This is a genomic window from Polaromonas sp. P3_B4 (genome assembly GCF_056402835.1).
Genome location: NZ_JBFUGQ010000002.1, coordinates 486,381 through 510,739, shown reverse-complemented (window position 1 = coordinate 510,739; position 24,359 = coordinate 486,381). Strand labels below are relative to the sequence as shown.

Annotated in this window: 30 protein-coding genes; 2 read left to right on the top strand and 28 right to left on the bottom strand. The window is 62.4% G+C overall.

The genetic code is table 11. The annotated features are described in order from the left end of the window. Positions 1–171: 171 nt before the first annotated feature. The gene (gene pdxA, locus AC1DVV_RS19145; RefSeq protein WP_457279697.1) at positions 172–1,206 is read right to left on the bottom strand and encodes a 4-hydroxythreonine-4-phosphate dehydrogenase PdxA; all 1,035 of its coding nucleotides are present in this window, start codon (positions 1,204–1,206) and stop codon (positions 172–174) included. Between the two features lie 223 nt (positions 1,207–1,429). Between pdxA and AC1DVV_RS19140 the strand changes: the two genes are divergently transcribed. Further along, the gene (locus tag AC1DVV_RS19140) at positions 1,430–2,755 is read left to right on the top strand and encodes a hypothetical protein (RefSeq protein WP_457306555.1); all 1,326 of its coding nucleotides are present in this window, start codon (positions 1,430–1,432) and stop codon (positions 2,753–2,755) included. Between the two features lie 18 nt (positions 2,756–2,773). On the opposite strand, the gene AC1DVV_RS19135 is transcribed toward AC1DVV_RS19140, so the two are convergent. Next, positions 2,774–3,535 carry a Nif3-like dinuclear metal center hexameric protein gene (locus tag AC1DVV_RS19135; protein ID WP_477701729.1) on the bottom strand — a complete coding sequence of 254 codons (762 nt, stop codon included), beginning with the start codon at positions 3,533–3,535 and terminating at the stop codon, positions 2,774–2,776. 34 nt (positions 3,536–3,569) lie between these two features. Further along, complete coding sequence (locus AC1DVV_RS19130; RefSeq protein ID WP_457279700.1) at positions 3,570–4,175, bottom strand: chalcone isomerase family protein; 606 nt, start codon at positions 4,173–4,175, stop codon at positions 3,570–3,572. A gap of 243 nt (positions 4,176–4,418) precedes the next feature. On the opposite strand from AC1DVV_RS19130, the gene AC1DVV_RS19125 reads away from it, so the two are divergent. Then, positions 4,419–5,576, top strand: coding sequence for a S1C family serine protease (locus AC1DVV_RS19125; RefSeq protein WP_457279701.1), 1,158 nt, complete (start codon positions 4,419–4,421; stop codon positions 5,574–5,576). A 160-nt stretch (positions 5,577–5,736) separates the two neighbouring features. Here AC1DVV_RS19125 and tatC read toward each other — a convergent pair whose 3' ends face one another. The 25 genes from tatC to AC1DVV_RS19000 form a co-directional block, all read right to left on the bottom strand. Next, positions 5,737–6,537 (bottom strand): twin-arginine translocase subunit TatC, encoded by an 801-nt coding sequence (gene tatC / locus AC1DVV_RS19120; RefSeq protein WP_457279702.1) that lies wholly within the window; start codon positions 6,535–6,537, stop codon positions 5,737–5,739. 70 nt (positions 6,538–6,607) lie between these two features. Then, complete coding sequence (tatB, locus tag AC1DVV_RS19115) at positions 6,608–7,075, bottom strand: Sec-independent protein translocase protein TatB (RefSeq protein WP_457279703.1); 468 nt, start codon at positions 7,073–7,075, stop codon at positions 6,608–6,610. Positions 7,076–7,116: 41 nt separating this feature from the next. Beyond that, positions 7,117–7,356 (bottom strand): Sec-independent protein translocase subunit TatA, encoded by a 240-nt coding sequence (gene tatA / locus AC1DVV_RS19110; RefSeq protein ID WP_122955331.1) that lies wholly within the window; start codon positions 7,354–7,356, stop codon positions 7,117–7,119. Positions 7,357–7,531: 175 nt separating this feature from the next. After that, on the bottom strand, positions 7,532–7,891 hold the full coding sequence (locus tag AC1DVV_RS19105) for a histidine triad nucleotide-binding protein (RefSeq protein WP_457279704.1): 360 nt from the start codon (positions 7,889–7,891) through the stop codon (positions 7,532–7,534). Between the two features lie 24 nt (positions 7,892–7,915). After that, a complete protein-coding gene (locus AC1DVV_RS19100) occupies positions 7,916–8,263 on the bottom strand; it encodes a DUF4870 family protein (protein WP_457279705.1) in 348 nt (115 codons plus the stop codon). A 75-nt stretch (positions 8,264–8,338) separates the two neighbouring features. Next, on the bottom strand, positions 8,339–8,722 hold the full coding sequence (locus tag AC1DVV_RS19095) for a phosphoribosyl-ATP diphosphatase (protein WP_457279706.1): 384 nt from the start codon (positions 8,720–8,722) through the stop codon (positions 8,339–8,341). Next, a complete protein-coding gene (hisI, locus tag AC1DVV_RS19090; protein ID WP_457279707.1) occupies positions 8,709–9,134 on the bottom strand; it encodes a phosphoribosyl-AMP cyclohydrolase in 426 nt (141 codons plus the stop codon). The genes AC1DVV_RS19095 and hisI overlap by 14 nt, the downstream gene beginning before the upstream one ends. A gap of 163 nt (positions 9,135–9,297) precedes the next feature. After that, complete coding sequence (gene hisF / locus AC1DVV_RS19085) at positions 9,298–10,098, bottom strand: imidazole glycerol phosphate synthase subunit HisF (protein ID WP_477690033.1); 801 nt, start codon at positions 10,096–10,098, stop codon at positions 9,298–9,300. A 133-nt stretch (positions 10,099–10,231) separates the two neighbouring features. Further along, positions 10,232–10,972, bottom strand: coding sequence for a 1-(5-phosphoribosyl)-5-[(5-phosphoribosylamino)methylideneamino]imidazole-4-carboxamide isomerase (gene hisA / locus AC1DVV_RS19080; RefSeq protein ID WP_332700223.1), 741 nt, complete (start codon positions 10,970–10,972; stop codon positions 10,232–10,234). 94 nt (positions 10,973–11,066) lie between these two features. Continuing rightward, positions 11,067–11,756 carry an imidazole glycerol phosphate synthase subunit HisH gene (gene hisH, locus AC1DVV_RS19075; RefSeq protein ID WP_457279709.1) on the bottom strand — a complete coding sequence of 230 codons (690 nt, stop codon included), beginning with the start codon at positions 11,754–11,756 and terminating at the stop codon, positions 11,067–11,069. 124 nt (positions 11,757–11,880) lie between these two features. Beyond that, complete coding sequence (gene hisB, locus AC1DVV_RS19070; RefSeq protein ID WP_457279710.1) at positions 11,881–12,489, bottom strand: imidazoleglycerol-phosphate dehydratase HisB; 609 nt, start codon at positions 12,487–12,489, stop codon at positions 11,881–11,883. Further along, entirely contained in the window at positions 12,486–13,589 is a 1,104-nt protein-coding gene (gene hisC / locus AC1DVV_RS19065; protein WP_477666057.1) for a histidinol-phosphate transaminase, read from the bottom strand. The genes hisB and hisC overlap by 4 nt, the downstream gene beginning before the upstream one ends. 47 nt (positions 13,590–13,636) lie before the next feature. Next, a complete protein-coding gene (locus tag AC1DVV_RS19060; protein ID WP_477666056.1) occupies positions 13,637–14,083 on the bottom strand; it encodes a hypothetical protein in 447 nt (148 codons plus the stop codon). Between the two features lie 7 nt (positions 14,084–14,090). Beyond that, entirely contained in the window at positions 14,091–15,467 is a 1,377-nt protein-coding gene (gene hisD, locus AC1DVV_RS19055) for a histidinol dehydrogenase (RefSeq protein ID WP_477666055.1), read from the bottom strand. A 4-nt stretch (positions 15,468–15,471) separates the two neighbouring features. Then, positions 15,472–16,125 (bottom strand): ATP phosphoribosyltransferase, encoded by a 654-nt coding sequence (gene hisG, locus AC1DVV_RS19050; RefSeq protein WP_457279713.1) that lies wholly within the window; start codon positions 16,123–16,125, stop codon positions 15,472–15,474. Then, positions 16,122–17,396 carry a UDP-N-acetylglucosamine 1-carboxyvinyltransferase gene (murA, locus tag AC1DVV_RS19045; RefSeq protein WP_457279714.1) on the bottom strand — a complete coding sequence of 425 codons (1,275 nt, stop codon included), beginning with the start codon at positions 17,394–17,396 and terminating at the stop codon, positions 16,122–16,124. The genes hisG and murA overlap by 4 nt, the downstream gene beginning before the upstream one ends. A gap of 4 nt (positions 17,397–17,400) precedes the next feature. Then, positions 17,401–17,646 (bottom strand): BolA family protein, encoded by a 246-nt coding sequence (locus AC1DVV_RS19040; RefSeq protein WP_457279715.1) that lies wholly within the window; start codon positions 17,644–17,646, stop codon positions 17,401–17,403. A gap of 135 nt (positions 17,647–17,781) precedes the next feature. Further along, the gene (locus AC1DVV_RS19035; protein WP_457279716.1) at positions 17,782–18,537 is read right to left on the bottom strand and encodes an ABC transporter permease; all 756 of its coding nucleotides are present in this window, start codon (positions 18,535–18,537) and stop codon (positions 17,782–17,784) included. A gap of 193 nt (positions 18,538–18,730) precedes the next feature. Further along, positions 18,731–19,690: an ABC transporter ATP-binding protein gene (locus tag AC1DVV_RS19030; protein ID WP_457279717.1), complete on the bottom strand. Its 960-nt coding sequence runs from the start codon at positions 19,688–19,690 to the stop codon at positions 18,731–18,733. 86 nt (positions 19,691–19,776) lie between these two features. Then, complete coding sequence (locus AC1DVV_RS19025; protein WP_457279718.1) at positions 19,777–20,046, bottom strand: STAS domain-containing protein; 270 nt, start codon at positions 20,044–20,046, stop codon at positions 19,777–19,779. A gap of 14 nt (positions 20,047–20,060) precedes the next feature. Then, the gene (locus AC1DVV_RS19020; RefSeq protein WP_457279719.1) at positions 20,061–20,702 is read right to left on the bottom strand and encodes an MlaC/ttg2D family ABC transporter substrate-binding protein; all 642 of its coding nucleotides are present in this window, start codon (positions 20,700–20,702) and stop codon (positions 20,061–20,063) included. A 193-nt stretch (positions 20,703–20,895) separates the two neighbouring features. Continuing rightward, entirely contained in the window at positions 20,896–21,672 is a 777-nt protein-coding gene (locus AC1DVV_RS19015; protein WP_457279720.1) for an MlaA family lipoprotein, read from the bottom strand. Then, entirely contained in the window at positions 21,669–22,175 is a 507-nt protein-coding gene (gene mlaD / locus AC1DVV_RS19010; protein WP_457279721.1) for an outer membrane lipid asymmetry maintenance protein MlaD, read from the bottom strand. The genes AC1DVV_RS19015 and mlaD overlap by 4 nt, the downstream gene beginning before the upstream one ends. Positions 22,176–22,306: 131 nt before the next feature. Continuing rightward, positions 22,307–23,101 carry a lipid asymmetry maintenance ABC transporter permease subunit MlaE gene (gene mlaE, locus AC1DVV_RS19005; protein WP_457279722.1) on the bottom strand — a complete coding sequence of 265 codons (795 nt, stop codon included), beginning with the start codon at positions 23,099–23,101 and terminating at the stop codon, positions 22,307–22,309. Next, a complete protein-coding gene (locus tag AC1DVV_RS19000; protein ID WP_457279723.1) occupies positions 23,098–23,943 on the bottom strand; it encodes an ABC transporter ATP-binding protein in 846 nt (281 codons plus the stop codon). The genes mlaE and AC1DVV_RS19000 overlap by 4 nt, the downstream gene beginning before the upstream one ends. Between the last annotated feature and the right edge of the window lie 416 nt (positions 23,944–24,359).

Below are 24,359 nucleotides of genomic sequence, written 5' to 3'. Positions count from 1 at the left end.
CCCTGTTGCCCGCTCACTTCGTGTAGCGGGCCTCTCCCCTACAGGGGACGGCGCCTTGCGGCTGGCAAAGCCAGACCGCGGCCCCCGCTTGCGAAGAGACGGTGCTTGCTATTGATTCAATAGCTGCTAGCGCAGACTGCTATTGGGTCAGAGCCCGATTTCGCTTGATTTTTAGCCGACAACAAGCTGGCGCGCCATGCGAACAGCCGCCAGCAAGCTGGATGCGTCCGCGCGCCCCGTGCCGGCGATGTCAAACGCCGTGCCGTGGTCTGGGCTCGTGCGCACCAGCGGGAGGCCCAGCGTCACATTCACGCCCTGCTCCACGCCCAGGTACTTGACCGGGATCAGCCCCTGGTCGTGGTACATCGCCACCACCACGTCAAACTCGCCGGGCTTGCCGGCGGCATGGCGCGCGCGCATGAATACCGTGTCGGGTGCGAAGGGACCGCTCACATCCAGCCCTTCTGCGCGGGCGGTAGCGATGGCCGGCGCGATGATGGCCTGCTCTTCGCTGCCGAACAGTCCGCCTTCACCGGCGTGCGGATTCAGCCCCGCCACCGCAATGCGCGGTGCCCGGCCCAGGCTGGCAGCCACTGCGCGATGGGTGATGCGCAAGGTCTGCAACACGTTGTCAAAGGTGACGGCCTCAATGGCGTGCCGCAGTGACATGTGAATGCTCACCAACACGGTCTTGAGTTCGTCGTTGGCCAGCATCATGCGCACCGGCACGTCCGCCGCCGATTTACCCAGAAAAGCGGCAGCTTCAGCCTGGAGCATTTCGGTGTGGCCCGGAAAGGCCGCTGCCCAGCCGCCGGCCGCCGCCAATGCTTCCTTGTGGATGGGCGCTGTCACCATGGCGCACGCCTCACCGGCCAGCACGCTGCGGGCAGCCCAGACGATGCAGTCGGCCGCGGCCTGGCCCGCCTGCGCATTGACCTGGCCGTAAGGCACGGCCTCCAACTCGCATTTTTGCAACACCCCGATGCAATGGGGCGGCACCCCCACCGCATCGGCCAGGGCGTCCAGCCGGGCCACCGGCAGCGCCAGCGGGGACGCTGTCAGCGCGGCAGCGCGGCGCATCGTGGCGACATCACCCACCACGGTGCAGCCCGCCATTTCAACGGGTGCATCGCGAAAAGCCCTGGCGATGATCTCCGGGCCGATGCCGGCGGCGTCACCCATGGTGATGAGCAGCGGCTTGTTCACAAGCCGGGCGCCGCCGCGGTGAATTGCGGCCGCAGGGTGCATTTGGTTACAGGACAGCCCATAATCACAAAGAAACAGGTCAACACACCGGCTGCACAGCGCGGCGCCGGATCAATGAATTCAGGGGGGTCGGTCAGATGCATGCTGGGGGTATTTTGGCGCAAACCACATCGCAGCGGCAGCCCGCCAGCGCACAGGACATCAGCCTGCCATGAATGCTGCCATGCCCGTCCTGATGTCCGACGGTGAAATGATGCTGTGGAGTGCTGCGGCCGGCGCACTTGGCCTGGTGCTGCTGCTGGCCCTGGCCGATGCCCTTTACAGCCGCACCCGCGCTGCCTGGCAGACCCTGGCTTACCTCGTGCTTTGCTGGCTGGTGGTGATGCTGCTGTGCGGCCTGCCCATGGAGCTCTGGCCGGACGGCAAGGAGTCGCTGGGCATTGCGCAACTCCTTGTCGGGCCGGCTTGCGCGTCGATGGGCAGCTTCGGCGCCAGCAAATGGCTGTCGGCCCACCAGCGCGACCACCTGATGAAGGTCAGCCTGTTAACCATCACCCTGGTCTGCATCGCCGGCGGGCCGCTCTGCCTGCTGCTGGAGCCGCAGTGGGCCCTGCCCGCCTCGGCAACGCTCGCCGTCGTCAATCTTTCCGTGGTGCTGTGGCTGTCGGTTCGCGCCACGCAACTCGGTGACCGGATGGCCTGGGGCCTGGCGCTGGGCTGCCTGCTGACGCTGCCCGCGCAGATCGGCCTGTACGGCCTGGCGCTGAGCCCCACCCGGTTTTCACTGCCGCTGCAGGCCGGCGTGGCCATGGCAGCCTTGCTCAGTGTGGTCATCACGGCCGCCATGCTGTGGCTGCGCAACCGGCAGACGCGGCAATTGAAGCACGGCGAAGCGTCGGGGCACGACCCGATCACCCAGCTCTATGACGGCGTGGCGATGGTGCAGAAAATCATCCGTGCGCAGCGCCGGCGTCTGCGCACGCGGCGCGACGGCGCGCTGATGGCCGTGCTGCTGTTCGAGCCCGAAGGCCTGCTGCCCCAGATCGGCCAGGCCGGCCTGAACGAAATCTATATCCAGATGGCGCGCCGCATTCAGCGTCACACCGGCGCCGTCAACCCGGCCGGCCGCTACTATGACCGCTGCTTTGTCGTGCTGCTGGAAACCATGCATTCGCCGCGCTGGATACGCACACTGGGCCTGCGCGTGGCCTCCGACCTGCGCCGGCCGATGGACGTGACGGCCCTGGGCGGGGGGCGTGCCCGGATCAAGCCGGACATTGCCGTCGGCATCGTTCATCTGTCGGTCGCCGGCAAGGACGTCGCCCAGCTGCTGCACGAAGCGCAGTCTGTGGCGCAGGCTGCCCGCGCCATGCGCTCCCGCGCCGCGCTGCTGGACCCGGAAACCCGCACCGCCGTGCCGGTGGAGCATGCCGAGCTGGGCTCCAGCTGGCATGCGCTGCGAAACGCCGCGCCGCAAACACCGCTGCGGGCCAAACCCGCCAGTTCCAACACCGGCCGCGCCGGGCGGCAGCGCCACAAGCCGGCCTGATCCTCTCGGGAAAAAGCTTCAGGCCGGGTTGTCGATGTCGATGAACTGGTGGGCAAGGCCCAGCTGCGTGGCAACCTGCGCCGCCACGGCCGGTGCACCGTAGCGCTCGGAGGCGTGGTGCCCGCAGGCAATAAAGACCACGCCCATCTCGCGCGCGTAGTGCGCCTGGGGTTCGGAAATCTCGCCGGTGATGAAGGCGTCGGCGCCTGCGGCAATCGCCGCCTCAAAATACCCCTGCGCGCCGCCCGTGCACCATGCTATGTTTTTAATAGCTGCTTGCGCTGGTCCTGCTTTGGTTACAGCCCGATTAAGTACTTTTTCCAGATGTGTTGCCAGTGCGCCGGCATCTGGAAACTGCCCTCCGTCGACGCGCCCACCGATAAAACCCAGGTCCTGTTCGCCGAAACGCCCCGTCGCCGTGAGGCCCAGTTGCAAGCCCAGCTGGGCGTTATTGCCGAGCTCGGGGTGCGCGTCCAGCGGCAGGTGATAGGCGTAGAGGTTGATGTCGTGCGCCAGCAACAAGGCCAGGCGCTGCTTCATCCAGCCCGTGACGCGGCCGTCCTGGCCACGCCAGAACAGGCCGTGGTGCACAAAGATGGCGTCGGCCTGCGCCGCAATGGCCGCTTCGATCAGCGCCAGGCTGGCGGTAACGCCGGAAACAATCTTGCCGACCGAGGGTTTGCCTTCGACCTGCAGACCGTTGGGGCCGTAGTCCTTGAAGCGCGCGGGCTGCAAAAGCGTGTCAAAGGCCTGCAGCAAGTCCTGTCGTGTGGTGCTCATGGCCCCATTGTCTCAGGGCGCTGCCTGAGGATGCTCAGCTTTTCTCGAGGCCCAGCAAAGCGTCCTTGAGCATGAAGTCCGCCGGAACGGACCCCAGCCAGATGCCCAGCACCATGCGAAAGAACTCCGCATCACCGACCGCTGCGCCCTGCGGCTGCTCGGCGATGAAAAAGCTGGTGCCCTTGCCCGGAACAAACTCCATCGCGAACGAATCGCCGGGCATCAGCTTGCTGCGGCCCGAGAAGATATCGATCAGACGGTTGCTCGACACCGAGTGGCGGCTGACCGCATCGCGGCTTGAGTTGTCGGCCATGCCGCGCAGGAAGAGCCGGCCCAGGTCGGTGCCGGAGACTTCGCGCAGCGCCACAAAAGCCAGGCGGATGGGCGTGCCCAGCTTCATCGCCTCGTCGGCCGACGAGACCTTGCGGCTCGTGTACAGGGCCATGTCATAGACCTTGAAAATGGCCTTGAAGCGGGTGCCGGCGCCGTTGAGCTGCAGTGTGGTGCCCTGCGCCACCACACTGGCCGGAAATTTCGTCGCCGTGGGTGCGGCCAGAACCGGCAATGCCAGTCCCGCCGAACCCGCTGTCAATGCGGCCGCGCCACGCGCGAGCCAGGTCCGCCTTGAACACTGATGCATGTTGTCACCTCCGTTATGGTTGTTGACCGCGGGCGGCGGTTCAGGCTGCCCGCGGCTGCGGCCTTGCGGCAGCCAGGAACATGGTACCGGAGCCAGCCGGCGTGCTTCCTTACAGCGAGCGGGGACCCGAAGCGATAAACTCCATCAGTTGGCGCCGCGCCCCTTCCGGCCCTGTGCCGCCCCGGATTCCCGCCCCCTTTCGTCTTCCGCACCTTCGTACCGGCACGCCGACCCTCACGCCTCATGAAACGCACCTGGCTTCTTTTTTCCCAAACCGTCACCGTCCTGCTGGCGGCCTACTTCGTGGTGGCCACGCTCAAGCCGCAGTGGCTGGACCGCGGCAACATGCCGGGCGTGTCCGTCATCGAGGCCCCGGCCGGCACCGCACCGCGCAGCGGCGGTGCCGGAAGCGGCTTCGCATCGGCGGCCAAAGTTGCCTCGGCAGCGGTGGTCAGCATCAACACCAGCAAGGCCGCCGCCAAAAACCCGCATGCCGAAGACCCGTGGTTCAAGTTTTTCTTCGGCGACCAGAGCCCCAATGAACCGCAGGGCGGACTGGGCAGCGGCGTCATCATCAGCGCCAGCGGCTACATCCTGACCAACAACCACGTGGTGGAAGGCGCCGACGAGATCGAAGTCATCCTCAACGACACGCGCAAGGCAAAAGCACAGGTCATAGGCACCGACCCGGACACCGACCTGGCCATCCTCAAGATCGACCTGGACAAGCTGCCCGTCATCGTGCTGGGCAACTCCGACGCCTTGCAGGTGGGCGACGCCGTGCTGGCCATCGGCAACCCGTTTGGCGTGGGCCAGACGGTCACCGGCGGCATCGTGAGCGCACTGGGGCGCAACCAGCTGGGCATCAACACCTTTGAAAATTTCATCCAGACCGACGCCGCCATCAACCCCGGCAACTCGGGCGGCGCGCTGGTCGACGTGAACGGCAACCTGATGGGCATCAACACCGCGATTTATTCGCGCTCGGGGGGCTCCATGGGCATTGGTTTCGCCATCCCGGTGTCGACTGCCAAGCTGGTGCTCGACGGCATCGTGAAGGACGGCCAGGTCACGCGGGGCTGGATCGGCGTGGAGCCGCAGGACCTCAACCCCGAACTCGCTGAAACATTCGGCCTTCCGGCGGCTGCGGCCAAAGAGGGTGGTGTCATCATCACCGGCGTTCTGCAAAACGGCCCGGCCGCGCAGGCCGGCCTTCTACCCGGCGACGTGATCACCGCCGTGAACGGCAAGGGCGTACGCAACGTGAGCCAGTTGTTGACCGCTGTGGCAGCCCTCAAGCCCGGCACGCCGGCGCCGTTGACGGTGCTGCGCAAGGACAAGCAGACCGAGATCCCGGTGACGCCCGGCAAGCGCCAGCGGCCCAAGGTACAGCAGCGCTGACCGGCCGGGGCGGCGTCAGCACGCTGCAATCGTGCATGAAGATGCTACCAAATTAATAGCGACTTGCGCACGGCCACATTGGGCCGTGGCCGTTTTTTTCCAAAAAGATTTGACGTCCCGTGCATGCGGGAGGGGCTGAGCCGGCGAGCGCCGGCGGAAGTCAGGGTTTGGCTACTTCGGTGTCGCTGTCAGTCTCTGGCACCTTGGTGTGCTTGACGAACAACAGGGCCGCCAGGATGCCGACCTCATACAGTCCGCCCACCACCATCAGCAGCATGATCATGGAGCCGGCGTCGGGCGGCGTGACCAGGGCGGTGCCGATGGCGGCGATCACCCAGAAATAGCCGCGGTACTGGCGCAGCTGGGCCACGGTGAGTATGCCCATGCGCACCAGCAGGATCACCGCAATCGGCACTTCAAAGGCCAGCCCGAACGCGAGGAACATGCCCAGCACGAAGCTCAGGTATTCCTCGATGTCCGGCGTCGCCGTGATGGACTTGGGCGCAAAGCTCTGGATGAAGGCGAACACCTGGCCAAACACGAAGTAATAACAAAACGCCACGCCGATGAAAAACAGCAGGGTGCTGGAAACCACCAGCGGCATGACCAGTTTTTTCTCATGCGAATACAGGCCCGGTGCGACAAAGGCCCACACCTGGTACAGCACCACCGGCAGCGCGATCATGAAGGCGGCCATGAAGAGGATCTTGATGGGCACCACGAACGGCGTGATCACGCTGATGGCGATCAGCGTGGCGCCCTTGGGGAGCGTGGCCACCAGCGGGGCGGCCATCAGGTCATAGAGTGCGCTGGCGCCGGGGTATACCGCCAGCACGGCGGCCGCAATGCCGATGGCAATCACCGCTTTGATCATCCGGTCGCGCAGCTCCACGAGGTGCTGCACAAAAGGCTGCTCGGTGCCCGCGAGTTCGTCGGGCTTGTCGGTGTGGGGATCGCTCATGAGGGGAATTTGCGCTGGTGGGGCTGCGCGGGGAGGCACGCAAACAGGAAGGAATCAGCAGGAAAGCAGCTCAAGGCATGCGGCCCGGCTGCGGACGGAAGCGCGCCACGCGGGCCGCGCCGGACTGGGCCTTGGTGCGTACGCCCGAACGGGCCTTGTACCACTGGGGCGTCGCGCCCTGCTTGAGCCGCCACTTCTTTTTCGGGTGCCTGTACTCGGGGAAGATTTCCATGCCCGGCAAAGCGCCGGAGGACGACTCTCCCGTGGCCTCGGCCCAGGATTTTTCGAAATCGCTGGCGTTGGTCTGGATGGAGTTCTCGACGTCACGGGCGGCGCCCTCAACGGTTTCCTTCATCTTCTTGAGCTCGTCCAGCTCCATGGAGCGGTTGACCTCGTTTTTGACGTCGGCCACATAACGCTGGGCCTTACCCAGCAACGTACCCACGGTACGCGCCACGCGCGGCAGCTTCTCCGGGCCGATAACGATCAGCGCCACGGCGCCGATGAGCGCCATTTTGGAGATGCCTAGATCAATCACTGCAGAAGGTGTCGCTGGAAGGTTGCGTCAGATGATTGCGCTCAAGACTTCTGCTTGGCTTCAACGTCGATTGTCGTTTTGTCAGCGGCCTGGGCGTTGGTCACGCTGGCGGGCGGCACGGGCACGTCGGCGGGCGTCTGGCTGCCGTCCTTCATGCCGTCTTTAAAACCCTTGACGGCGCCGCCGAGATCGCTGCCCATGTTTTTGAGCTTTTTGGTGCCGAACACCATCACCACGATCAACAGCACGATCAGCCAGTGCCAAATGGAAAATGAACCCATGATTTGCTCCTAATCTGTAAATACAGGTGTAAATGCAACATTGCCGGTTTGGGGCGGTTTGCACGCAATTGCGTTGATTCTAAAGGCCCTGCCTGCCGGAAAACCGATTACACACATTGGCCTACCGGTTTAGTGTGGTTGTGCGCACCAGGGTTCCCTTTGGCTTGTAACCCTTCTAGCCCTTCAGCCATGGACGAGGGCCGCCGATCACGTGAAAGTGCAGGTGATGCACCTCTTGGCCACCCTCGGCGCCGGTATTGGTCACGATCCGGTAGCCGCCCTCCGGATAGGGGTTACAGCCCTGCTCCATCGCCAGTTTGGGGGCCAGCACCATCATGCGCCCCAGCAGGGCGGCGTGTTCGGGGCCGACCTGGGCCATGGACGGAATATGGTCCTTGGGAATGATCAGGAAATGCACGGGCGCCCACGGGTTGATGTCGTGAAAAGCGTACAGCTCGTCGTCTTCGTACACCTTCCGGCTTGGAATGGTGCCCGCAGCGATCTTGCAAAAAATGCAGGTGTCGGAATGGTTCATGGCTTGGGTCGTGGCTGAAAGGGCTTATGTGGGGCGATGGCTGTTAAAACGCATCCAGCCGCGCACGCAGCGGTACAGGTACCAGAGGCAGACAATGCCATAGGCCACCCACCCCGGCACAATCAACAGCCACAGCGGCGACAGAAGCACCAGCCAGGCCAGCGTCCACCAGAAGGTGCGGATCATGTAGTTGTGGTGGTCGATGTAGAGCGCATCGGTTTCATCCGCGCGGCGAATGTAGTTGATGATGACGGCGATCACCGCAAACACACCGCCGCTGAACCAGGCCAGCGTGTGCAGGCCGTACAGCACATGCATGACGGCGCGGTCGTTGGGATTCTTGCCTTCGAATTCGGCCAGGTCGGTTTCCATGCGTTCAGGTTCCAGTCAAAGCGATATCAGGGAGAAGAAAAATCAGCCACGGTGTGGGGCCAGGAAACGCCCGTCTCAGGGCTTTTCGGCCGCATCACGGTGCTGGGCCTTGCGCAAGGCTTTTTCCTCGATGCCGCTGGTGCCTTCGCGGCGCTCCAGCTCGGCAATCACGTCCAGCGGGCTGAGGCCGTAATGCGCCAGCGCAATCAGGCTGTGAAACCACAGATCGGCCACTTCGCCAACCAGCTTGCCCTTGAGCTCTGCCGTGGGCCCGCCGCGGTCGATGTCTTTGGCCGCCATCACGGTTTCCGTGGCTTCTTCGCCGATTTTTTTCAGGAAAGCGTCGGGGCCTTTATGCAGCAGGCGCGCCACATAGCTGGTGTCCGGGTCACCGCCGTTGGCCGCCTTGCGGCTTTCGATGATCTGCGCCAGGCGCTGGAGGGAGTCATTCGTGGTCATGTTTGCCGGAGTCTGTTGATGCTTTTTTATACATGGTTGTCGGGTCTTTCAGGACCGGCTCGGTCACCACCCATTGACCGTCTTTATACACACTGAAAAAGCAGCTGTGGCGGCCCGTGTGGCAAGCTATGCCCGGCGTGTGGCCCAGCTGCGTCACCTTGAGCAGGATCACGTCGTTGTCGCAGTCCAGGCGGATCTCATGCACCGTTTGCTGGTTGCCGGATTCCTCACCCTTGTGCCAGAGCCGCCCGCGCGAGCGGCTGAAATACACCGCCTGACCAAGCTCGGCAGTTTTTTGCAGCGCCTCCCGGTTCATCCAGGCGAACATGAGCACATCGCCGCTGGAGGCTTCTTGTGCAATGACGGGGATCAGGCCCTTGTCGTCCCAGCTGACTTCATCTAACCAGTTCATGGTGTGTATTGTCCAAGATTGCGTTGAACAGCTGTATTACAAGCCGCCAAACCACGGGGGCTCTGTGCTGACGCCAGTTTCGCCGGAAAATGATTCGCTATCAAATCAGGAGCTGCTTGCGCCTGTATTCATTGGGCTACAGGCCAAAACCGCTTAAGAAATGCTACAGACGGACAGGGATGCCGCGTGCCGCCATGTGAGCTTTCGCCTGCTGCACCGTGTATTCACCGTAATGAAAAATGCTGGCGGCCAGCACCGCGTCGGCGCCGCCGGTCTGTATGCCGTCGGCCAGATGCTCCAGGTTGCCGACGCCGCCCGAGGCGATCACCGGCACGCTGATGGCGTCACTCACCGCGCGGGTCAGGGCCAGGTCAAAGCCCGACTTGGTGCCGTCGCGGTCCATGCTGGTCAGCAAAATTTCGCCGGCACCGCGGCGCGCCATCTCGGTGGCCCAGGCCACGGCGTCCAGGCCGGTGTTCTTGCGCCCGCCATGGCTGTAGACGTCCCAGCCCGGGCCGACCGGTTCGCCGGCGGGTGTGAGGCGCTTTTCGTCTTCCGCGCCGCGGCGCTTGGCGTCGATCGCCACCACGATGCACTGCGAGCCGTATTTGGCAGAAGCGTCAGCGATCACCTGCGGGTTGGCGATGGCGGCCGAGTTGAAACTGGTCTTGTCGGCCCCGGAATTGAGAAGGCGACGCACGTCTTCAACGGTGCGCACACCGCCGCCCACGGTGAGTGGAATAAACACCTGCGAAGCCACCGCTTCGATGATCGGCAGGATCAGGTCGCGCCCGTCGCTGGTGGCCGTGATGTCGAGGAAGGTGAGCTCATCCGCGCCCTGCTCGTTGTAGCGCGCGGCGATTTCCACCGGGTCGCCTGCGTCACGCAGCTGGGTGAAGTTGACGCCCTTCACGACACGGCCGCCGGTGACGTCGAGGCAGGGAATGATTCTTTTAGCTAACATGTGGCCCCCACGGTCGCCCACTGCGTGTGGCTTCCTGCCCCCCGAGGGGGCCGCTGCGCCTGCGGCCCGGCAGAGCCGGTTCCGCGGCCCCTGCTTGCTTGGGGCGCAGCGCCGCTATTTATTGCAGCAGTGGTCATCCGTTTAGTTCGTCGGCTCTCGCCTGAGCTTTCTCAAAATCGAGATCACCGCTGTAAATCGAGCGCCCGCAGATCACACCTTCCACGCCCTCTTCCTCGACCTCGCAGAGCTTTTCGATGTCGGCCATGTTCGAAAGGCCGCCGGAGGCGATCACGGGAATCGTCAGCGCCTGGGCGAGCTTGACGGTGGCGTCGATGTTGATGCCGGTCAGCATGCCGTCGCGGCCGATGTCGGTGTAGATGATGGATTCGACGCCGTAGTCCTGGAATTTCTTGCCGAGGTCGATGACCTCATGGCCGGTCATCTTGCTCCAGCCGTCGGTGGCGACCTTGCCGTCCTTGGCGTCCAGGCCGACGATGATGTGGCCGCCGAAGGCCGTGCAGGCGTCTTGCAGAAAACCGGGGTTCTTGACGGCTGCGGTGCCGATGATGACGTAGCGCAGGCCGGCGTCAAGGTAGCGCTCGATGGTGTCCAGGTCACGGATGCCGCCGCCCAGCTGCACGTCGATTTCGCTGCCGACCTCGGCCAGTATCTGCTTGATGGCAGCCTCATTCTTGGGCTTGCCTGCAAAGGCGCCATTCAAATCCACCAGGTGCAGGCGGCGCGCGCCCTTGTCGACCCAGCTGCGCGCCATGGCGGCCGGGTCTTCGCTGAAGATGGTGGATTGATCCATGTCGCCCTGTTTGAGGCGGACGCAGTGACCGTCTTTCAGGTCAATCGCGGGGATAAGTAGCATGTGCGGTTAAAGACGGTAAAACGGTAAAGGACAAAACGGACGCTCAGGGTAACAAAAAGCCGGACGCCCCGGTACCGGGTCTGACCCAAGGTATTCAGGGATTCCAGTGCAGGAAATTGCGGTACAGGGCCAGCCCGTGGTCGGCACTCTTTTCGGGGTGGAACTGGGTGGCAAAAATATTATCGCGTGCAATCGCCGCCGTAAAGCGCGCGCCGTAGTCGGCCTCCCCCGCGATGTGGCGTGCATCCGACGGCCGGGCATAAAAGCTGTGTACAAAATAAAAGTACGCGCCGTCGGGAACTCCAGCCCAGACCGGGTGGGCCCTGGCCGTGCCCGCACCATTTTGGTAAACCTGGTTCCAGCCCATCTGCGGCACCTTGTAACGGCTGCCGTCGGGCTGGATTTTGCCGGCCAGCTCGAATTTGGTGACCTCCCCAGGGATTAATCCGAGGCCGGTGGTACCCACGCCGCCGTCGCCGGGCTGGCCTTCGTCGCTGTGGCTCAGCAGCATCTGCATGCCAACACAAACACCGAACAGCGGCTTGTTGGCCGCAGCGTGCAGCACCGACTCCAGCATGCCGGAATCTGCGAGCTCGCGCATGCAGTCGGCAATGGCGCCCTGGCCAGGCAGCACGATGCGTTCGGCCGACATCACATCTTCGGCCCGGGAGGTGACCAGCACGTCAAAGCCGCTGCCGCCCGCCACATGGCGAACAGCCTGTGACACGGAGTGCAGGTTGCCCATGCCGTAGTCGACCACGGCGACTGTTTTGGGTTTTGCCATTGAAAGTCGAAAGGTAGTTTGCTACGAATTTAATAGCTGCTTGCGCCCGTCACCATTGGTCTGGAGGCAAAAACAGGCATTAAAACAAGGATTGGACGTGTTCCCGGCGTTGAGTGCGAAGGGGTTACAGCGAACCCTTGGTCGATGGAATCACGCCTGCGGCGCGCGGATCGATCTCCAGCGCCATGCGCAGCGCGCGGGCAAATGCCTTGAACACGGTTTCGGCCTGGTGGTGGGCGTTCTCGCCCTTGAGGTTGTCGATGTGCAAGGTCACAAAGGCGTGGTTCACAAAGCCCTGGAAGAATTCGTAGGCGAGCTGGCTGTCGAAGGTGCCGATCATGCCGCTCTTGAAAGGAACATGCATCTCGAGGCCCGGACGGCCCGAAAAATCGACCACCACGCGCGACAGCGCCTCGTCGAGCGGCACATAGGCGTGGCCGTAGCGGCGCAGGCCTTTTTTGTCTCCCACAGCCTTGGCCACGGCCTGGCCCAGCGTGATGCCCACGTCTTCCACCGTGTGGTGGCCGTCAATGTGCAAATCGCCCTTGGCCTGGATGTCGAGGTCGATCAGGCCGTGGCGGGCGATCTGGTCCAGCATGTGGTCGAAAAAGCCTATGCCCGTGGAAAGGCTGGCTTTACCGGTGCCGTCCAGGTTGAGCTTGACGATGATCTGGGTTTCGGCGGTGTTGCGTGAAACCTCGGCAATGCGGGGAGCGTGGGTAGGGGTGGTCATAGGGATTTTTCAAGCGCCGCCAGCATTTGCACGTTCTCGTCCGCGGTGCCGACCGTCAGGCGCAAACAATTGGCCAGCAATGGGTGCATTTTAGAAACGTTTTTGACCAGGACCTTGCGCGATTTCATGCCTTCAAAGGTTTTGGCCGCATCAGGCACCCGCACCAGGATCATGTTGGCGTCGCTTTTCCAGGCTTTGACGCCCCTGGCCGCCATGCCGGCCAGGGCCTGCAGCAACACAGCACGTTGAGCCACCAGCTCCGCGGCCTGGGCGGCGAATTCACCCTGGTGCTCCAGCGCGAACAGCGCGCATTCGTAGTTGAGCACACTGATGTTGTAGGGCGGGCGCACCTTGTCGATCTCGGCAATCAGCGCTTTCGGGCCCATCATGTAGCCGATGCGCACGCCGGCCAGGCCGAACTTGCTCAGGGTGCGCATCAGCAGCACATGGCTGTGCCTGGCGATGCGGTCGATGTAGCTTTTGCTGGAAAACGGCTGGTAGGCCTCGTCCATCACGACCAGGCCACCTTGTTCGCCCACGGCTTCGATGATCTTTTCAATCACCGTGTCGTCCCACAGGTTGGCCGTCGGGTTGTTCGGGTAGGCCAGGTAAATGATGGACGGCTGGTGTTCGGCAATAGCGGCCAGCATGGCGGCTTGGTCGAGCTCAAAGTCGGCCGTCAGCGGCACGCCGATGAATTTGAGGCCCTGCAGCTGCGCGCTCATGGCGTACATCACAAAGCCCGGCAGCGGCGCCAATATGGAGCCCCCTTCCACATCGCAGGCCATGGCCAGCAGCGAGATCAACTCGTCCGAACCGTTGCCCAGCATGATGTCGAAGCCCTCGGGCATCTGCGCATAGTCGGCCAGGGCCTTGCGCAGATCATTCACGCGGCCATCCGGATAGCGGTTCAATGCCAGCGCACCCAGACGCTGGCCCAGATGGGCCTGCAGCGATGCCGGCAGGCGGTGCGGGTTCTCCATGGCATCAAGCTTGACCATGCCGGCCGAGTCCTGGATGGCGTAGGCATGCATGGACTGCACGTCCTGGCGAATCAGTTTTTTGAGCTCGGAGGCCAGTACGGTATCTGACTGTTTCATGATGGGTGAATTGATTCTGTCTGGCGGTATTGTGATTGCCGACTCGCTCAGCAACTGCTTTTCTGCACGAAAGCGGAGCCCGTGGGCATGCTCATGTTGGCCACGTCTTTGCGGTTCAGCAGCTCCCTGAACATGGGATCTACAAAAAGCTTCACGCATTCGCCGGAACGGAAAGTGCCACTCACAGGAAGCGTCAGCGACAAGATGTTTGAAACGGTCACCACAATGGAGCTGACGTCGCGATTGCCCTGCTGCGCACCAATGGCGTTGGCCAGCATAACGCCAGCAGAGCCCCCAGCAAGCGTCGCGCTACTTTGCTGAACCGAACTCAAACCATAGTAGGGCGAGGCAGATACTTCGGAGACCACTCCTGAAAGCTCAATCGCATTGGGAGGTTTCTCTGAGGGTTGCACCACGGACGCGCAGCCCTGCAACCCTGCCAGCGCAATGCAAGCAGCAACGACAAGATTCAGCGATCTGAAAATGCGGGTCATTTACGATTCAATCGGGTTTGGAAAGCCGCATTTCGGCCGCGCGAGCATGCGCCTGCAGGCCCTCGCCATAAGCAAGTTCTGCGGCGATCTTGCCGAGGACTTGCGCACCGGCTTCGCTGACTTCGATCAGGCTGGAGCGCTTCTGGAAGTCGTAGACACCCAGTGGCGAACTGAAGCGCGCCGTGCCGCTGGTGGGCAGCACGTGGTTGGGGCCGGCGCAGTAGTCGCCCAGCGATTCGCTGGTGTAGGCGCCCAGGAAGATCGCGCCGGCGTGTTTGAGCAGAGGCTCCCACTTGTGCGGGTCGTGGCTGGAGACTTCGAGGTGTTCGGGGGCAATGCGATTGCTGATCTCGCAGGCCTCTTCCATGCTGCGGGTGTGGATCAGCGCGCCGCGGCCGGTGAGGGACTTGGCGATGATCTCGGCGCGCGGCATTTCGGGCAGCAGCCGGTCAATCGCAGCCTGCACGGCATCGATATAGGCGGCGTCGGGGCACAGCAGGATGCTTTGGGCCAGCTCATCATGCTCGGCCTGGCTGAACAAGTCCATGGCCACCCAGTCGGCGGGCGTGCTGCCATCGGCCAGCACCAGAATTTCAGACGGGCCGGCAATCATGTCGATGCCCACCGTGCCGAAAACGCGCTTTTTGGCACTGGCCACGTAAGCATTGCCGGGGCCGGTGATCTTGTCGACCTTGGGCACGGTTTGCGTGCCGTAGGCCAGCGCGGCCACGGCCTGCGCGCCGCCGATGGTGAAGGCGCGGGTGACCCCGGCCACATAGGCGGCGGCCAGCACGAGCTCATTGCGCTCGCCTTTGCTCGACGCCGCCTGGTCGCCTGAGCCGCCCGTGGCTACGCTGCCGCGCACAGGCGTTGGCACCACCATAATGATCTCTTGCACACCAGCCACGTGGGCGGGGATGGCGTTCATGAGCAAGCTGGAAGGGTAGGCAGCCTTGCCGCCCGGAACGTAAATGCCCACCCGGTCCAGCGGCGTGACCTTCTGGCCCAGCAGCGTGCCGTCTTCGTCGCGATAACTCCAGCTCTCTCCCGATGCCTTCTTCTGTGCCTCGTGGTACTTGCGCACCCGGGCGGCTGCGGCCTGCAGGGCCTCGCGCTGGGCAGCGGGAATGGCATCAAATGCGGCCTTGAAATCCGCCTGCGTCAGTTCCAGCCCAGCCATCGACGCAGCTGACAGGCCATCAAAGCGCGCCGTGTATTCCAGCACCGCCGCATCGCCGCGCTGCTGCACATCGGCCAGGATGTCGGCCACGCGTTGCTCAATGGCCGCATCGGTGTCGGCAGACCAATGCAGGCGCGCCTTGAATTCAGCCTCAAAATCAGCTGAAACCGTTGACAGACGAGCGGGAGCAGCTATTAATTTCATAGCATCAAGATTTAAGGGAAGGTGCAGAGGTGGCGGCAGAAAAAGCGTTTATCAGCTTGCGGATGGGCTCTTGCTTGAGCTTGAGCGCAGTCTGGTTCACAACGAGGTGCGAGCTGATGTCCATGATGCGTTCGACCTCGACCAGGTGGTTGGCCTTGAGCGTGCTGCCGGTGGAGACGAGGTCGACGATGGCGTCGGCCAGGCCTGTGAGCGGCGCCAACTCCATGCTGCCGTAGAGCTTGATCAGGTCGACGTGCACGCCCTTGGTGGCGAAAAACTCCCGGGCAATCGCCACGTACTTGGTGGCCACTTTCAGGCGCGAGCCCTGGCGCACGGCGGCGGCGTAGTCAAAGCCCTCGCGCACGGCCACACTGATGCGGCATTTGGCGATTTGCAAATCGAGCGGCTGGTACAGGCCCTGGCTGCCGGATTCGATCAGCGTGTCTTTGCCGACCACGCCGAGATCGGCACCGCCGTACTGTACATAGGTGGGCACGTCGGTGGCGCGCACCAGCACCACGCGCAGGCCAGGCTGGTTGGTGTCCAGGATCAGCTTGCGGGATTTTTCCGGGTCGTCCAGCACCTCGATGCCGGCGCTTTTAAGCAGCGGCAGGATGTCGTCGAAGATGCGGCCCTTGGATAAAGCAAGCGTGATCATGCTTTGACTCGCTCTATGTCGGCACCGATTCCGCGCAGCTTGGCTTCCATCTGGTCGTAGCCGCGGTCCAGGTGGTAGATGCGGTCCACCATGGTTTCGCCTTCGGCCACCAGGCCGGCAATCACCAGGCTGGCGGAGGCGCGCAAATCAGTGGCCATCACGGTGGCACCCGACAGCTTTTCAACGCCCTCCATGACCGCGACCTTGCCTTCGATCTGAATCTTCGCGCCCAGGCGCACCATCTCGTTGACGTGCATGAAGCGGTTTTCAAAAATCGTCTCGGTCACCGTACTGCTGCCCTGTGCGATGGCGTTCAGCGCCATGAACTGCGCCTGCATGTCGGTCGGGAAGCCGGGGTATTCAGTCGTGCGGAAGGATTGCGCCTTCATTCGGCCGCTGGCCTGGATGCGGATAAAGCCTTCGCCCGCCGTTACCACGGCGCCGGCTTCGCGCAGCTTGTCGATCACCGCGTCGAGGTGGTCGGCTCGGCCATGCTTCAAAACCACGTCACCACCGGCAGCGGCCACCGCGCACAAAAAGGTGCCGGTTTCAATGCGATCGGCCACCACCTGGTGGGTGCAGCCATGCAGGCGCTCGACACCCTGAATGCGGATGCGGCGCGTGCCGTGGCCTTCAATCTTTGCGCCCATCTTGATGAGCATTTCAGCCAGGTCGCCAATCTCGGGCTCCTGCGCGGCGTTCTCCAGGATGGTTTCGCCTTCTGCCAGGCTGGCCGCCATCAGGAAGTTTTCAGTGCCGGTGACCGTCACCATGTCGGTGGTAATGCTGGTGCCCTTGAGCCGCTTCTGACCAGCCGGCAGCTTGGCGATCATGTAGCCGTGCTCCACGGCAATTTCAGCGCCCATGGCCTGCATACCCTTGATGTGCTGGTCGACCGGCCGCGAACCAATGGCGCAGCCGCCGGGCAGCGACACGGTCGCCTCGCCAAAGCGCGCCAGCAGCGGGCCGAGGGCCAGCACGGAAGCGCGCATGGTTTTGACGAGCTCATAAGGGGCTTCGGGTGAGCTCAGGCCGCCAGCATTGAGCACCACGGTGCTGGGCACGTCCTGGCTGCGTTCGGCCTGCACACCCATGTTGCGCACCAGCTTGAGCATGGTGGCCACATCCTGCAGGCGCGGCACATTCTGCAGCGTCACCGTGTCGGCTGTCAGCAGGGCTGCACACAGTTCCGGGAGCGCGGCATTCTTGGCACCGGAAATTTCGACCGTGCCGGCGAGTGATTTGCCGCCCCTGATGAGTAATTTGTCCATGTTCTTATTGCGTGTTGTTGTTGGCCCATTCGGTGGGCGTATACGTTTTCATCGACAGCGCATGCACTTCGTCGGTCTGCATGCGGCCACCCAGCGTGGCGTACACCTTCTGGTGGCGCTGGATCAAGCGCAGGCCCTCAAAGGCGCTGGAGATGATTGTCGCGTACCAATGGCGGCCGTCGCCCGACAGTTCGATATGTTCGCACGGCAGGCCTGCGGTGATGATGGATTGAAGTTCTTCGCTGGTCATAAGTTTTCTATTGAGGCATGAGACGAGTGTCTTCGCAAGCAGGGGCCGCGGAACTGGCTTTGCCAGGCCGCAGGCGCAGCGCCCCCTCGGGGGGCAGAGAGCGACACGAAGTGCGCGAACGTGGGGGCCATATCTCTAGTGTCTGATTTTGTAGCCTGTGCGCAGCATGTTGACCGCGACACCACTTACGACCAGCAGCGCGGTGGTCACGATACCCAGGCTCAGCCAGGGCGAAACATCGCTGACGCCGAAAAATCCGTAACGGAACCCGTCAATCATGTAGAAAAACGGATTCAGGTGGCTGACCTTTTGCCAGAAAGGCGGCAGCGAGTGAATCGAATAAAACACGCCGCTCAGGAAGGTCATGGGCATGATGACGAAATTCTGGAAGGCCGCCATCTGGTCGAACTTTTCAGACCACAGCCCGGCGATGACGCCCAGCGCGCCCAGCATGGCAGCGCCCAGTACCGCAAACAGCACAATCCACAGCGGCGCCACAAAGGCGGGTTGGCCGAAAAATACGGTGACGGCAAACACGCCGGTACCCACCAGCAGGCCACGCGCGACGGACGAGCCGACGTACGCAAAAAACCAGTGCCAATGCGACAGCGGCGTGAGCAGCACAAACACCAGGCTGCCCATGATCTTGCTCTGGATCAGCGAGGAAGAGCTGTTGGCAAATGCGTTCTGCAACACGCTCATCATCACGAGTCCGGGCACCAGGAAGGCGGTGTAGCTGACCTGGTCGTAAACCTTGACCTGGTCCTGCAGCACGTGGCCAAAGATCAGCATGTAGAGCACGGCGGTCAACACCGGGGCTCCGACCGTCTGGAAACCCACTTTCCAGAAGCGCAGGGTTTCCTTGTAGAGCAGTGTTTGCCAGCCAGTCATTCAAAAGCCCCCACGCTTGTCGCTTCGCGTACTACGCGAGGCCTTGCAGGCCGCGGCTCGCGAGACGCTTCGCCTCTGTCGCCTGTCCAAAGCTGCTCAAGCAGCTTTGGAGCCGCAGGCTCCAGCCCCTCGGGGGCTGTGCTTGCTTGGGGCGGCCCGGCGCGGCGCACGGCCCTTCCCCGGATGAACGCGATCATGTTGCCACTCCCATTAAATTCAGTTCGGTGGCTTCTCCGGCCGGCTTTTTGTTCATTACGTCCAGGAACACATCTTCCAGGTCGGCCTTGCGGATTTCAACGTCTTCCGCGACCAGCCCCGCCTCACGGATGGCCGCGAGGTATTGTTCGATTTCATTGGCGTTGTGCGCCGGGAACTGCACGATGCGCCCGGTGATACGGGCCTGCGCGGCCAGGTGCACCGGCAATTCGCTGTCGATCTTGAAGCGCAACACGTTCGACGAAGCTGCCTTGAGCAGCTCGGAAGTCTGAGCCAGCGCCACCACCCGCCCCTGCTTGAGCATGGCGATGCGGCTGCACAAAGCCTCGGCTTCTTCGAGGTAGTGCGTGGTGAGCAGCACCGTGCTGCCCTGCTTGTTGAGTTTGGCGATGAACTGCCACAGCGTCTGGCGCAGTTCCACATCAACGCCGGCGGTGGGTTCGTCGAGCACGATGACCTGCGGCTTGTGCACCAGCGCCTGCGCCACCAGCACGCGGCGTTTCATGCCGCCGGAGAGCTGGCGCATGTTGGCATTGGCTTTGTCGGCCAGCCCCAGGCTGACCAGCAGTTCGTCGATCCAGTCGTCGTTGCGTTTGATGCCGAAATAGCCGGACTGGATGCGCAGCGCCTCGCGCACGGAGAAAAAGGGGTCGAACACCAGTTCCTGGGGTACGACGCCGAGCTTTCGCCTTGCATTGGCATAGTCGGTGAGCACGTCGCTGCCATGCACCAGGACCCGGCCGCTGCTGGCACGCGAAAGGCCGGCGAGTATGCTGATGAGAGAGGTTTTGCCGGCGCCGTTGGGACCGAGCAGCCCAAAAAACTCACCCTGCCGGATGTCAAAACTGACGTCGTCAAGCGCCCGGACAATGGGGCCTGTTTGGCTTCGCGCAGAGGAATAGGTTTTGGAGACGGACTGAAATGAGATCGCTGGCATTAGCCCATCATTTTAAGGGCTGGCGCCGTTTTATCCCGGCAGGTACCTGAATGCCCTGGGGGCGGCCGGTGCCGCAGCGGTACGGCTCAGGCCGTGGCAGGCACCAGCTCCGCCACGCCATAAAGGCCTGCCAGCTGGCGCAAGCGGACAGGCAAGCCGGTGACCGTGAACCCCTTGCCGGCGGCCAGCGCCTCACGGCGGCATTCAAGCAGGACGGCCAGAGCGGAAGAATCAAACTCGGTGAGTGCGCTCGCATCCACCACCACCCCGCCCGGCTGCGACAACACGGCCTGCTTCAGGCCGTGAGAAAAACCGGCAGCCACCGCATGGGTCAAGGCGGAAGGGAGTGTCAGCATGGCGCAGTTGCCGCTCAGGATTTCTTGGCGCCTGCGCCGGTATTGGACTGGTTGCGCTGAACCAGAGACGCGATCAGGCCATCAACGCCCTTGGCGCTGATTTCCTGGGCGAACTGGGTGCGGTAGGTTTCCACCAGCCAGACGCCCAACACATTGAGGTCATAGATCTTCCAGCCCGTGGCGGTTTTTTCCATGCGGTAGTCCAGCTGGATTGGGTCGCCCCGGCCCAGAACTTCGGTGCGGACGACGACTTCAGTGTCTTCCGGAGCCGCGCGCAGCGGCTTGACATTGACACTCTGGTCGCTGACCTGTGCCAGTGCGCCGGAATAGGTGCGGATCAGCAGGACCTTGAACTCGTCCTGAAGCTTCTTTTGCTGCTCAGGCGTGGCCTGGCGCCAGTTGCGGCCGACGGCAGAGGCCGTCATGCGCGTGAAGTTCACATTGGGCATGATCTTGCTGTCGACGAGCGCGAGCACCCGGGTGAGGTCACCGGCTTTTACAGCCTTGTCCGTCTTGATGTTGTCCAGCACATCGGCCGAAACGCGCTTGATCAGGGCATCGGGTGCCTCATCGGCTGCGCGAACGAACGGTGCGGACCCCATCAGGGCCAGGCTGAGGGCGGCGGTAAATAAATGGCCAAGTGTTCTACGTTTCATGATTTTCCTTCTATGACGAAGCATGCGGTTGCGGAAATTGCTGTACCTCTACGGATACGTCACTGTTGCAACCGATGGTTCGATGGTTATTCTGCGGGATGGTTTCCGGGCTGTGAATGAAGTTTTACGGCAGTCTTGTAAATATTGTTTGCAATCAACAGCCTTTTGACCCCTGTTCACACCCGGCAGGACGCTATTTGGCGGCGGAGGCTGGTGCCGCTGGGGCGGCCGATGTGCCTTCCGGCAAATCGTAACGTTCCTCTTTTTCCACCGAAGTCCCGCCTATCAGGCTACGGCGGCGCTGCAGGTAGATTTCGCGGGTGAAGCTGTATTTGTCGAGTGCGGCCTGGTCCAGGACATCACCGGCCCCGAGCACGTTGGCCCTGGCATTCACCAGGCGCAAAGTCGTCAGGGAATTGCGGGCACGGACATTGTCGATCCGGCTTACCAGGTCGCCCTGGTAATCAACCAGCGAACCTACCGAATCACGCGCGGAAGAAGGGCCCAGCAAAGGCAGCACGAGGTAGGGGCCCGAGCCCACACCCCAAACGCCGAGCGTCTGGCCAAAATCTTCCGAGTGCTTGGGAATCTTCAGATCGCTGGCAACGTCAAAAATGCCGCCCACGCCCCAGATGGTATTGGTCGTGACGCGGAAAAAACTTTCGACAGAAGCCTGGCCTTTACCCTGGAGCAGGTTGTTGACGGTGGACCACACGTCGGAAATGTTGCCGAAGAAATTGGTGACACCGGTGCGCACAGGCGCAGGCGTGATATCCCGGTACGCGGTTGCCACGGGTTTGACGACGGCGCGGTCCACACCATCATTGAAATTGAACATGGTCCGGTTGAACGGCTCCAGCGGATCGGACGGGCTCGCATTGGGGCCGGTTGCACATCCCTGGAGAAGTGCCAGTGCAAGCACTGCCGCAGCCCAGCCGGCCGGTTTTTTCATCGTGATTTCTGCTGTCATTTTTTTTCTGGCGTCCCTGATGGCGGCGCAGACCCTGATCCGGAACTGCTGTCTGCCGCCTTGCTATATAAAAACTGGCTGATCAGATTCTCAAGCACCACGGCAGACTGCGTGTTTTTGACCACGTCCCCTGCGGCAAGATTTTTCTCGTCCCCACCGGCCTCCACGCCGATGTACTGCTCGCCCAGCAATCCGCTGGTCAAAATCTTCAGCGAGCTGTCTTTCGGGAATACGTAACGGCTTTCCATGGCCAGATTGACGCTGGCCTGGTAGGACTTGTCGTCGAAAGTGATATTTTCAACCCGGCCCACTACCACGCCAGCGCTTTTGACCGCGGCTCGCGGCTTGAGGCCACCAATGTTGTCGAATTTCGCCGTCACCTTGTAGGAGGTATCGAAATTCAGGCTGAGCAGATTCGCGGACTTGAGCGCCAGAAACAGGATGGCGGCGCCGCCAATCAACACGAACAAACCCACCCACAGATCATTTTTGGAACGTTGCATCGTTTTCTTTCAGTGGCCTGGTCCGGCGTCTTCGCCATTCCGGGCTGTTTTGTCCTTGCGGGGTTCACCCAAGGCAAACACTGGGAAGCAGGATTTTCTCATGGGGGAATTAAAAATGTATGAAGACGGTTTTAAAGGCTGAACATCGAGGCGGTCAGCAGGAAATCCAGCCCCAGCACGGCCAGCGATGCAACCACCACGGTCCGCGTGGTCGCGCGCGACACGCCCTCAGGCGTCGGCTGGGCCTCGAAACCCTGGTGCAAGGCCACAAAAGTGACGGTGACGCCAAACACAAAACTCTTGATGATGCCGTTACCTACGTCGCGCCAGACATCGACACCGGACTGCATCTGGCTCCAGAAGGAGCCCGCATCAATACCAATCATGACCACGCCCACCAGCCAGCCACCCATGATGCCCACGGCGCTGAACACGGCAGCCAGCAGGGGCATGGCGATGATGCCGCCCCAGAAACGGGGCGCCAGGATGCGCCGCACCGGGTCCACCGCCATCATTTCCATGGCTGAGAGCTGTTCGCCGGCTTTCATCAGGCCGATTTCGGCCGTCAACGCCGTGCCGGCGCGGCCGGCAAACAGCAAAGCAGTGACCACAGGCCCGAGTTCGCGCACGAGGCTGAGCGCCACCAGCAAGCCCAGCGCTTCTGCCGAGCCATAGCGCTGCAGCGTGTAGTAGCCCTGCAGGCCCAGCACAAAACCGACAAACAGGCCCGACACGGCAATGATGGCCAGCGAGTAGTTGCCCAAAAAGAAAATCTGGTCGCGCACCAGGCCAAAGCGGGCCAGGGCGGGGCCGGTGAGGGCCACCAGCCGGGACATCAACCGCGCGGCGTAGCCCAGTTCGGCCAGCTGGCTGCGCACGGAAAAACCGAGGCCGGAAATCAGGGCGACAGGGCTATAGCGGCTCATGCGCGCTTCCCTGATTTGGCCGCCGGGTTGCCGAAATCGGCATCCACAGTGGGGCCCGGATAGTGGAATTTCACGGGGCCTTCGCTTTCCGCATTGACGAACTGGTGCACCAGCGGATCGGTGGAGCGACGCACCTCGTCAGGTGTGCCCTGCGCCGCAATGCCGCCATTGGCCAGGATGATGACCTTGTCGGCAATGCGGAAGGTTTCTTCCAGATCATGCGACACCACCACGCTGGTAATGCCCAGCGTATCGTTGAGCTGGCGTATGAGCTGCGCGGCGGTACCGAGCGAGATCGGATCGAGCCCCGAGAACGGTTCGTCGTACATGATGAGTTCCGGGTCCAGCACAATGGCCCGCGCCAGCGCGACCCGCCGGGCCATGCCGCCCGAAATTTCGCTGGGCAGCAGGTCCCGCGCGCCGCGCAGGCCCACCGCATTGAGTTTCATCAGCACGATATCGCGGATCAGGGCCTCACCCAATTCGGTGTGCTCGCGCAAGGGAAACGCCACATTGTCGAAAACACTCAGATCGGTGAACAACGCACCGAACTGGAACAGCATGCCCATGCGGCGGCGAGCGGCATAGAGTTCCGCCTGGGCCAGCTTGCCGACGTCCTTGCCGTCGAACAGCACAGCGCCGCTGACAGCCTTTTGCTGCCCGCCGATGAGGCGCAGGACGGTGGTTTTGCCGCCTCCTGAAGCGCCCATCAGCGCGGTAACCTTGCCGCGAGGCACGGACAGCGTGACCTTGTCCAGGATGACGCGATCACCGGCAGAGCCGGGATAGGAAAACGTCACATCCTTGAACTCAACCAATGATGATGCGGAAATGTCGGGCATTGAAGGAGAAAAGACAGGCCAGCAGGCGTGTTGGCTTGGGTAAGTAATACCGAATGATACGGGGTTTGCCCTTATACAGTCCCTGAACGGAAACCAAAAACCTTGGGCTGTGCGGCCTAAAGCAGCGCGGGTAGCCCAAAAAGGCTGCCGCTTTATCGGGCAGATAGTGGCCGCAAGCCGCGACTATCCAGCGCAAGCAGCTATTTTTTTGATAGCGTCCGGGTTTTTCGGTGTTATTTGCCAACCAGGCAGATGTGCGCAAAGCGCAACGGACCGTCACGCCAATTGGGTGATTTCTGGAGGTTTGGCACCATTTCACGCAATCCGGGCACCAGCTTGGGCCTCTCAATCGCCCCTTTTTGGCGATTTATAAACGCCGGGCGCGGCGCTTAGCGACGCAGGTCGCTGAAGCCCAT

What these genes read in the sequence shown, in the direction of transcription:
- AC1DVV_RS19140 (WP_457306555.1), top strand. Translation starts at nt 1,430, where the DNA reads ATGCCCGTCCTGATGTCCGACGGTGAAATGATGCTGTGGAGTGCTGCG.
- AC1DVV_RS19135 (WP_477701729.1), bottom strand. Translation starts at nt 3,535, where the DNA reads ATGAGCACCACACGACAGGACTTGCTGCAGGCCTTTGACACGCTTTTG.
- AC1DVV_RS19130 (WP_457279700.1), bottom strand. Translation starts at nt 4,175, where the DNA reads ATGCATCAGTGTTCAAGGCGGACCTGGCTCGCGCGTGGCGCGGCCGCA.
- AC1DVV_RS19125 (WP_457279701.1), top strand. Translation starts at nt 4,419, where the DNA reads ATGAAACGCACCTGGCTTCTTTTTTCCCAAACCGTCACCGTCCTGCTG.
- tatC (WP_457279702.1), bottom strand. Translation starts at nt 6,537, where the DNA reads ATGAGCGATCCCCACACCGACAAGCCCGACGAACTCGCGGGCACCGAG.
- tatA (WP_122955331.1), bottom strand. Translation starts at nt 7,356, where the DNA reads ATGGGTTCATTTTCCATTTGGCACTGGCTGATCGTGCTGTTGATCGTG.
- AC1DVV_RS19105 (WP_457279704.1), bottom strand. Translation starts at nt 7,891, where the DNA reads ATGAACCATTCCGACACCTGCATTTTTTGCAAGATCGCTGCGGGCACC.
- AC1DVV_RS19100 (WP_457279705.1), bottom strand. Translation starts at nt 8,263, where the DNA reads ATGGAAACCGACCTGGCCGAATTCGAAGGCAAGAATCCCAACGACCGC.
- AC1DVV_RS19095 (WP_457279706.1), bottom strand. Translation starts at nt 8,722, where the DNA reads ATGACCACGAATGACTCCCTCCAGCGCCTGGCGCAGATCATCGAAAGC.
- hisI (WP_457279707.1), bottom strand. Translation starts at nt 9,134, where the DNA reads ATGAACTGGTTAGATGAAGTCAGCTGGGACGACAAGGGCCTGATCCCC.
- hisF (WP_477690033.1), bottom strand. Translation starts at nt 10,098, where the DNA reads ATGTTAGCTAAAAGAATCATTCCCTGCCTCGACGTCACCGGCGGCCGT.
- hisA (WP_332700223.1), bottom strand. Translation starts at nt 10,972, where the DNA reads ATGCTACTTATCCCCGCGATTGACCTGAAAGACGGTCACTGCGTCCGC.
- hisH (WP_457279709.1), bottom strand. Translation starts at nt 11,756, where the DNA reads ATGGCAAAACCCAAAACAGTCGCCGTGGTCGACTACGGCATGGGCAAC.
- hisB (WP_457279710.1), bottom strand. Translation starts at nt 12,489, where the DNA reads ATGACCACCCCTACCCACGCTCCCCGCATTGCCGAGGTTTCACGCAAC.
- hisC (WP_477666057.1), bottom strand. Translation starts at nt 13,589, where the DNA reads ATGAAACAGTCAGATACCGTACTGGCCTCCGAGCTCAAAAAACTGATT.
- AC1DVV_RS19060 (WP_477666056.1), bottom strand. Translation starts at nt 14,083, where the DNA reads ATGACCCGCATTTTCAGATCGCTGAATCTTGTCGTTGCTGCTTGCATT.
- hisD (WP_477666055.1), bottom strand. Translation starts at nt 15,467, where the DNA reads ATGAAATTAATAGCTGCTCCCGCTCGTCTGTCAACGGTTTCAGCTGAT.
- hisG (WP_457279713.1), bottom strand. Translation starts at nt 16,125, where the DNA reads ATGATCACGCTTGCTTTATCCAAGGGCCGCATCTTCGACGACATCCTG.
- murA (WP_457279714.1), bottom strand. Translation starts at nt 17,396, where the DNA reads ATGGACAAATTACTCATCAGGGGCGGCAAATCACTCGCCGGCACGGTC.
- AC1DVV_RS19040 (WP_457279715.1), bottom strand. Translation starts at nt 17,646, where the DNA reads ATGACCAGCGAAGAACTTCAATCCATCATCACCGCAGGCCTGCCGTGC.
- AC1DVV_RS19035 (WP_457279716.1), bottom strand. Translation starts at nt 18,537, where the DNA reads ATGACTGGCTGGCAAACACTGCTCTACAAGGAAACCCTGCGCTTCTGG.
- AC1DVV_RS19030 (WP_457279717.1), bottom strand. Translation starts at nt 19,690, where the DNA reads ATGCCAGCGATCTCATTTCAGTCCGTCTCCAAAACCTATTCCTCTGCG.
- AC1DVV_RS19025 (WP_457279718.1), bottom strand. Translation starts at nt 20,046, where the DNA reads ATGCTGACACTCCCTTCCGCCTTGACCCATGCGGTGGCTGCCGGTTTT.
- AC1DVV_RS19020 (WP_457279719.1), bottom strand. Translation starts at nt 20,702, where the DNA reads ATGAAACGTAGAACACTTGGCCATTTATTTACCGCCGCCCTCAGCCTG.
- AC1DVV_RS19015 (WP_457279720.1), bottom strand. Translation starts at nt 21,672, where the DNA reads ATGACAGCAGAAATCACGATGAAAAAACCGGCCGGCTGGGCTGCGGCA.
- mlaD (WP_457279721.1), bottom strand. Translation starts at nt 22,175, where the DNA reads ATGCAACGTTCCAAAAATGATCTGTGGGTGGGTTTGTTCGTGTTGATT.
- mlaE (WP_457279722.1), bottom strand. Translation starts at nt 23,101, where the DNA reads ATGAGCCGCTATAGCCCTGTCGCCCTGATTTCCGGCCTCGGTTTTTCC.
- AC1DVV_RS19000 (WP_457279723.1), bottom strand. Translation starts at nt 23,943, where the DNA reads ATGCCCGACATTTCCGCATCATCATTGGTTGAGTTCAAGGATGTGACG.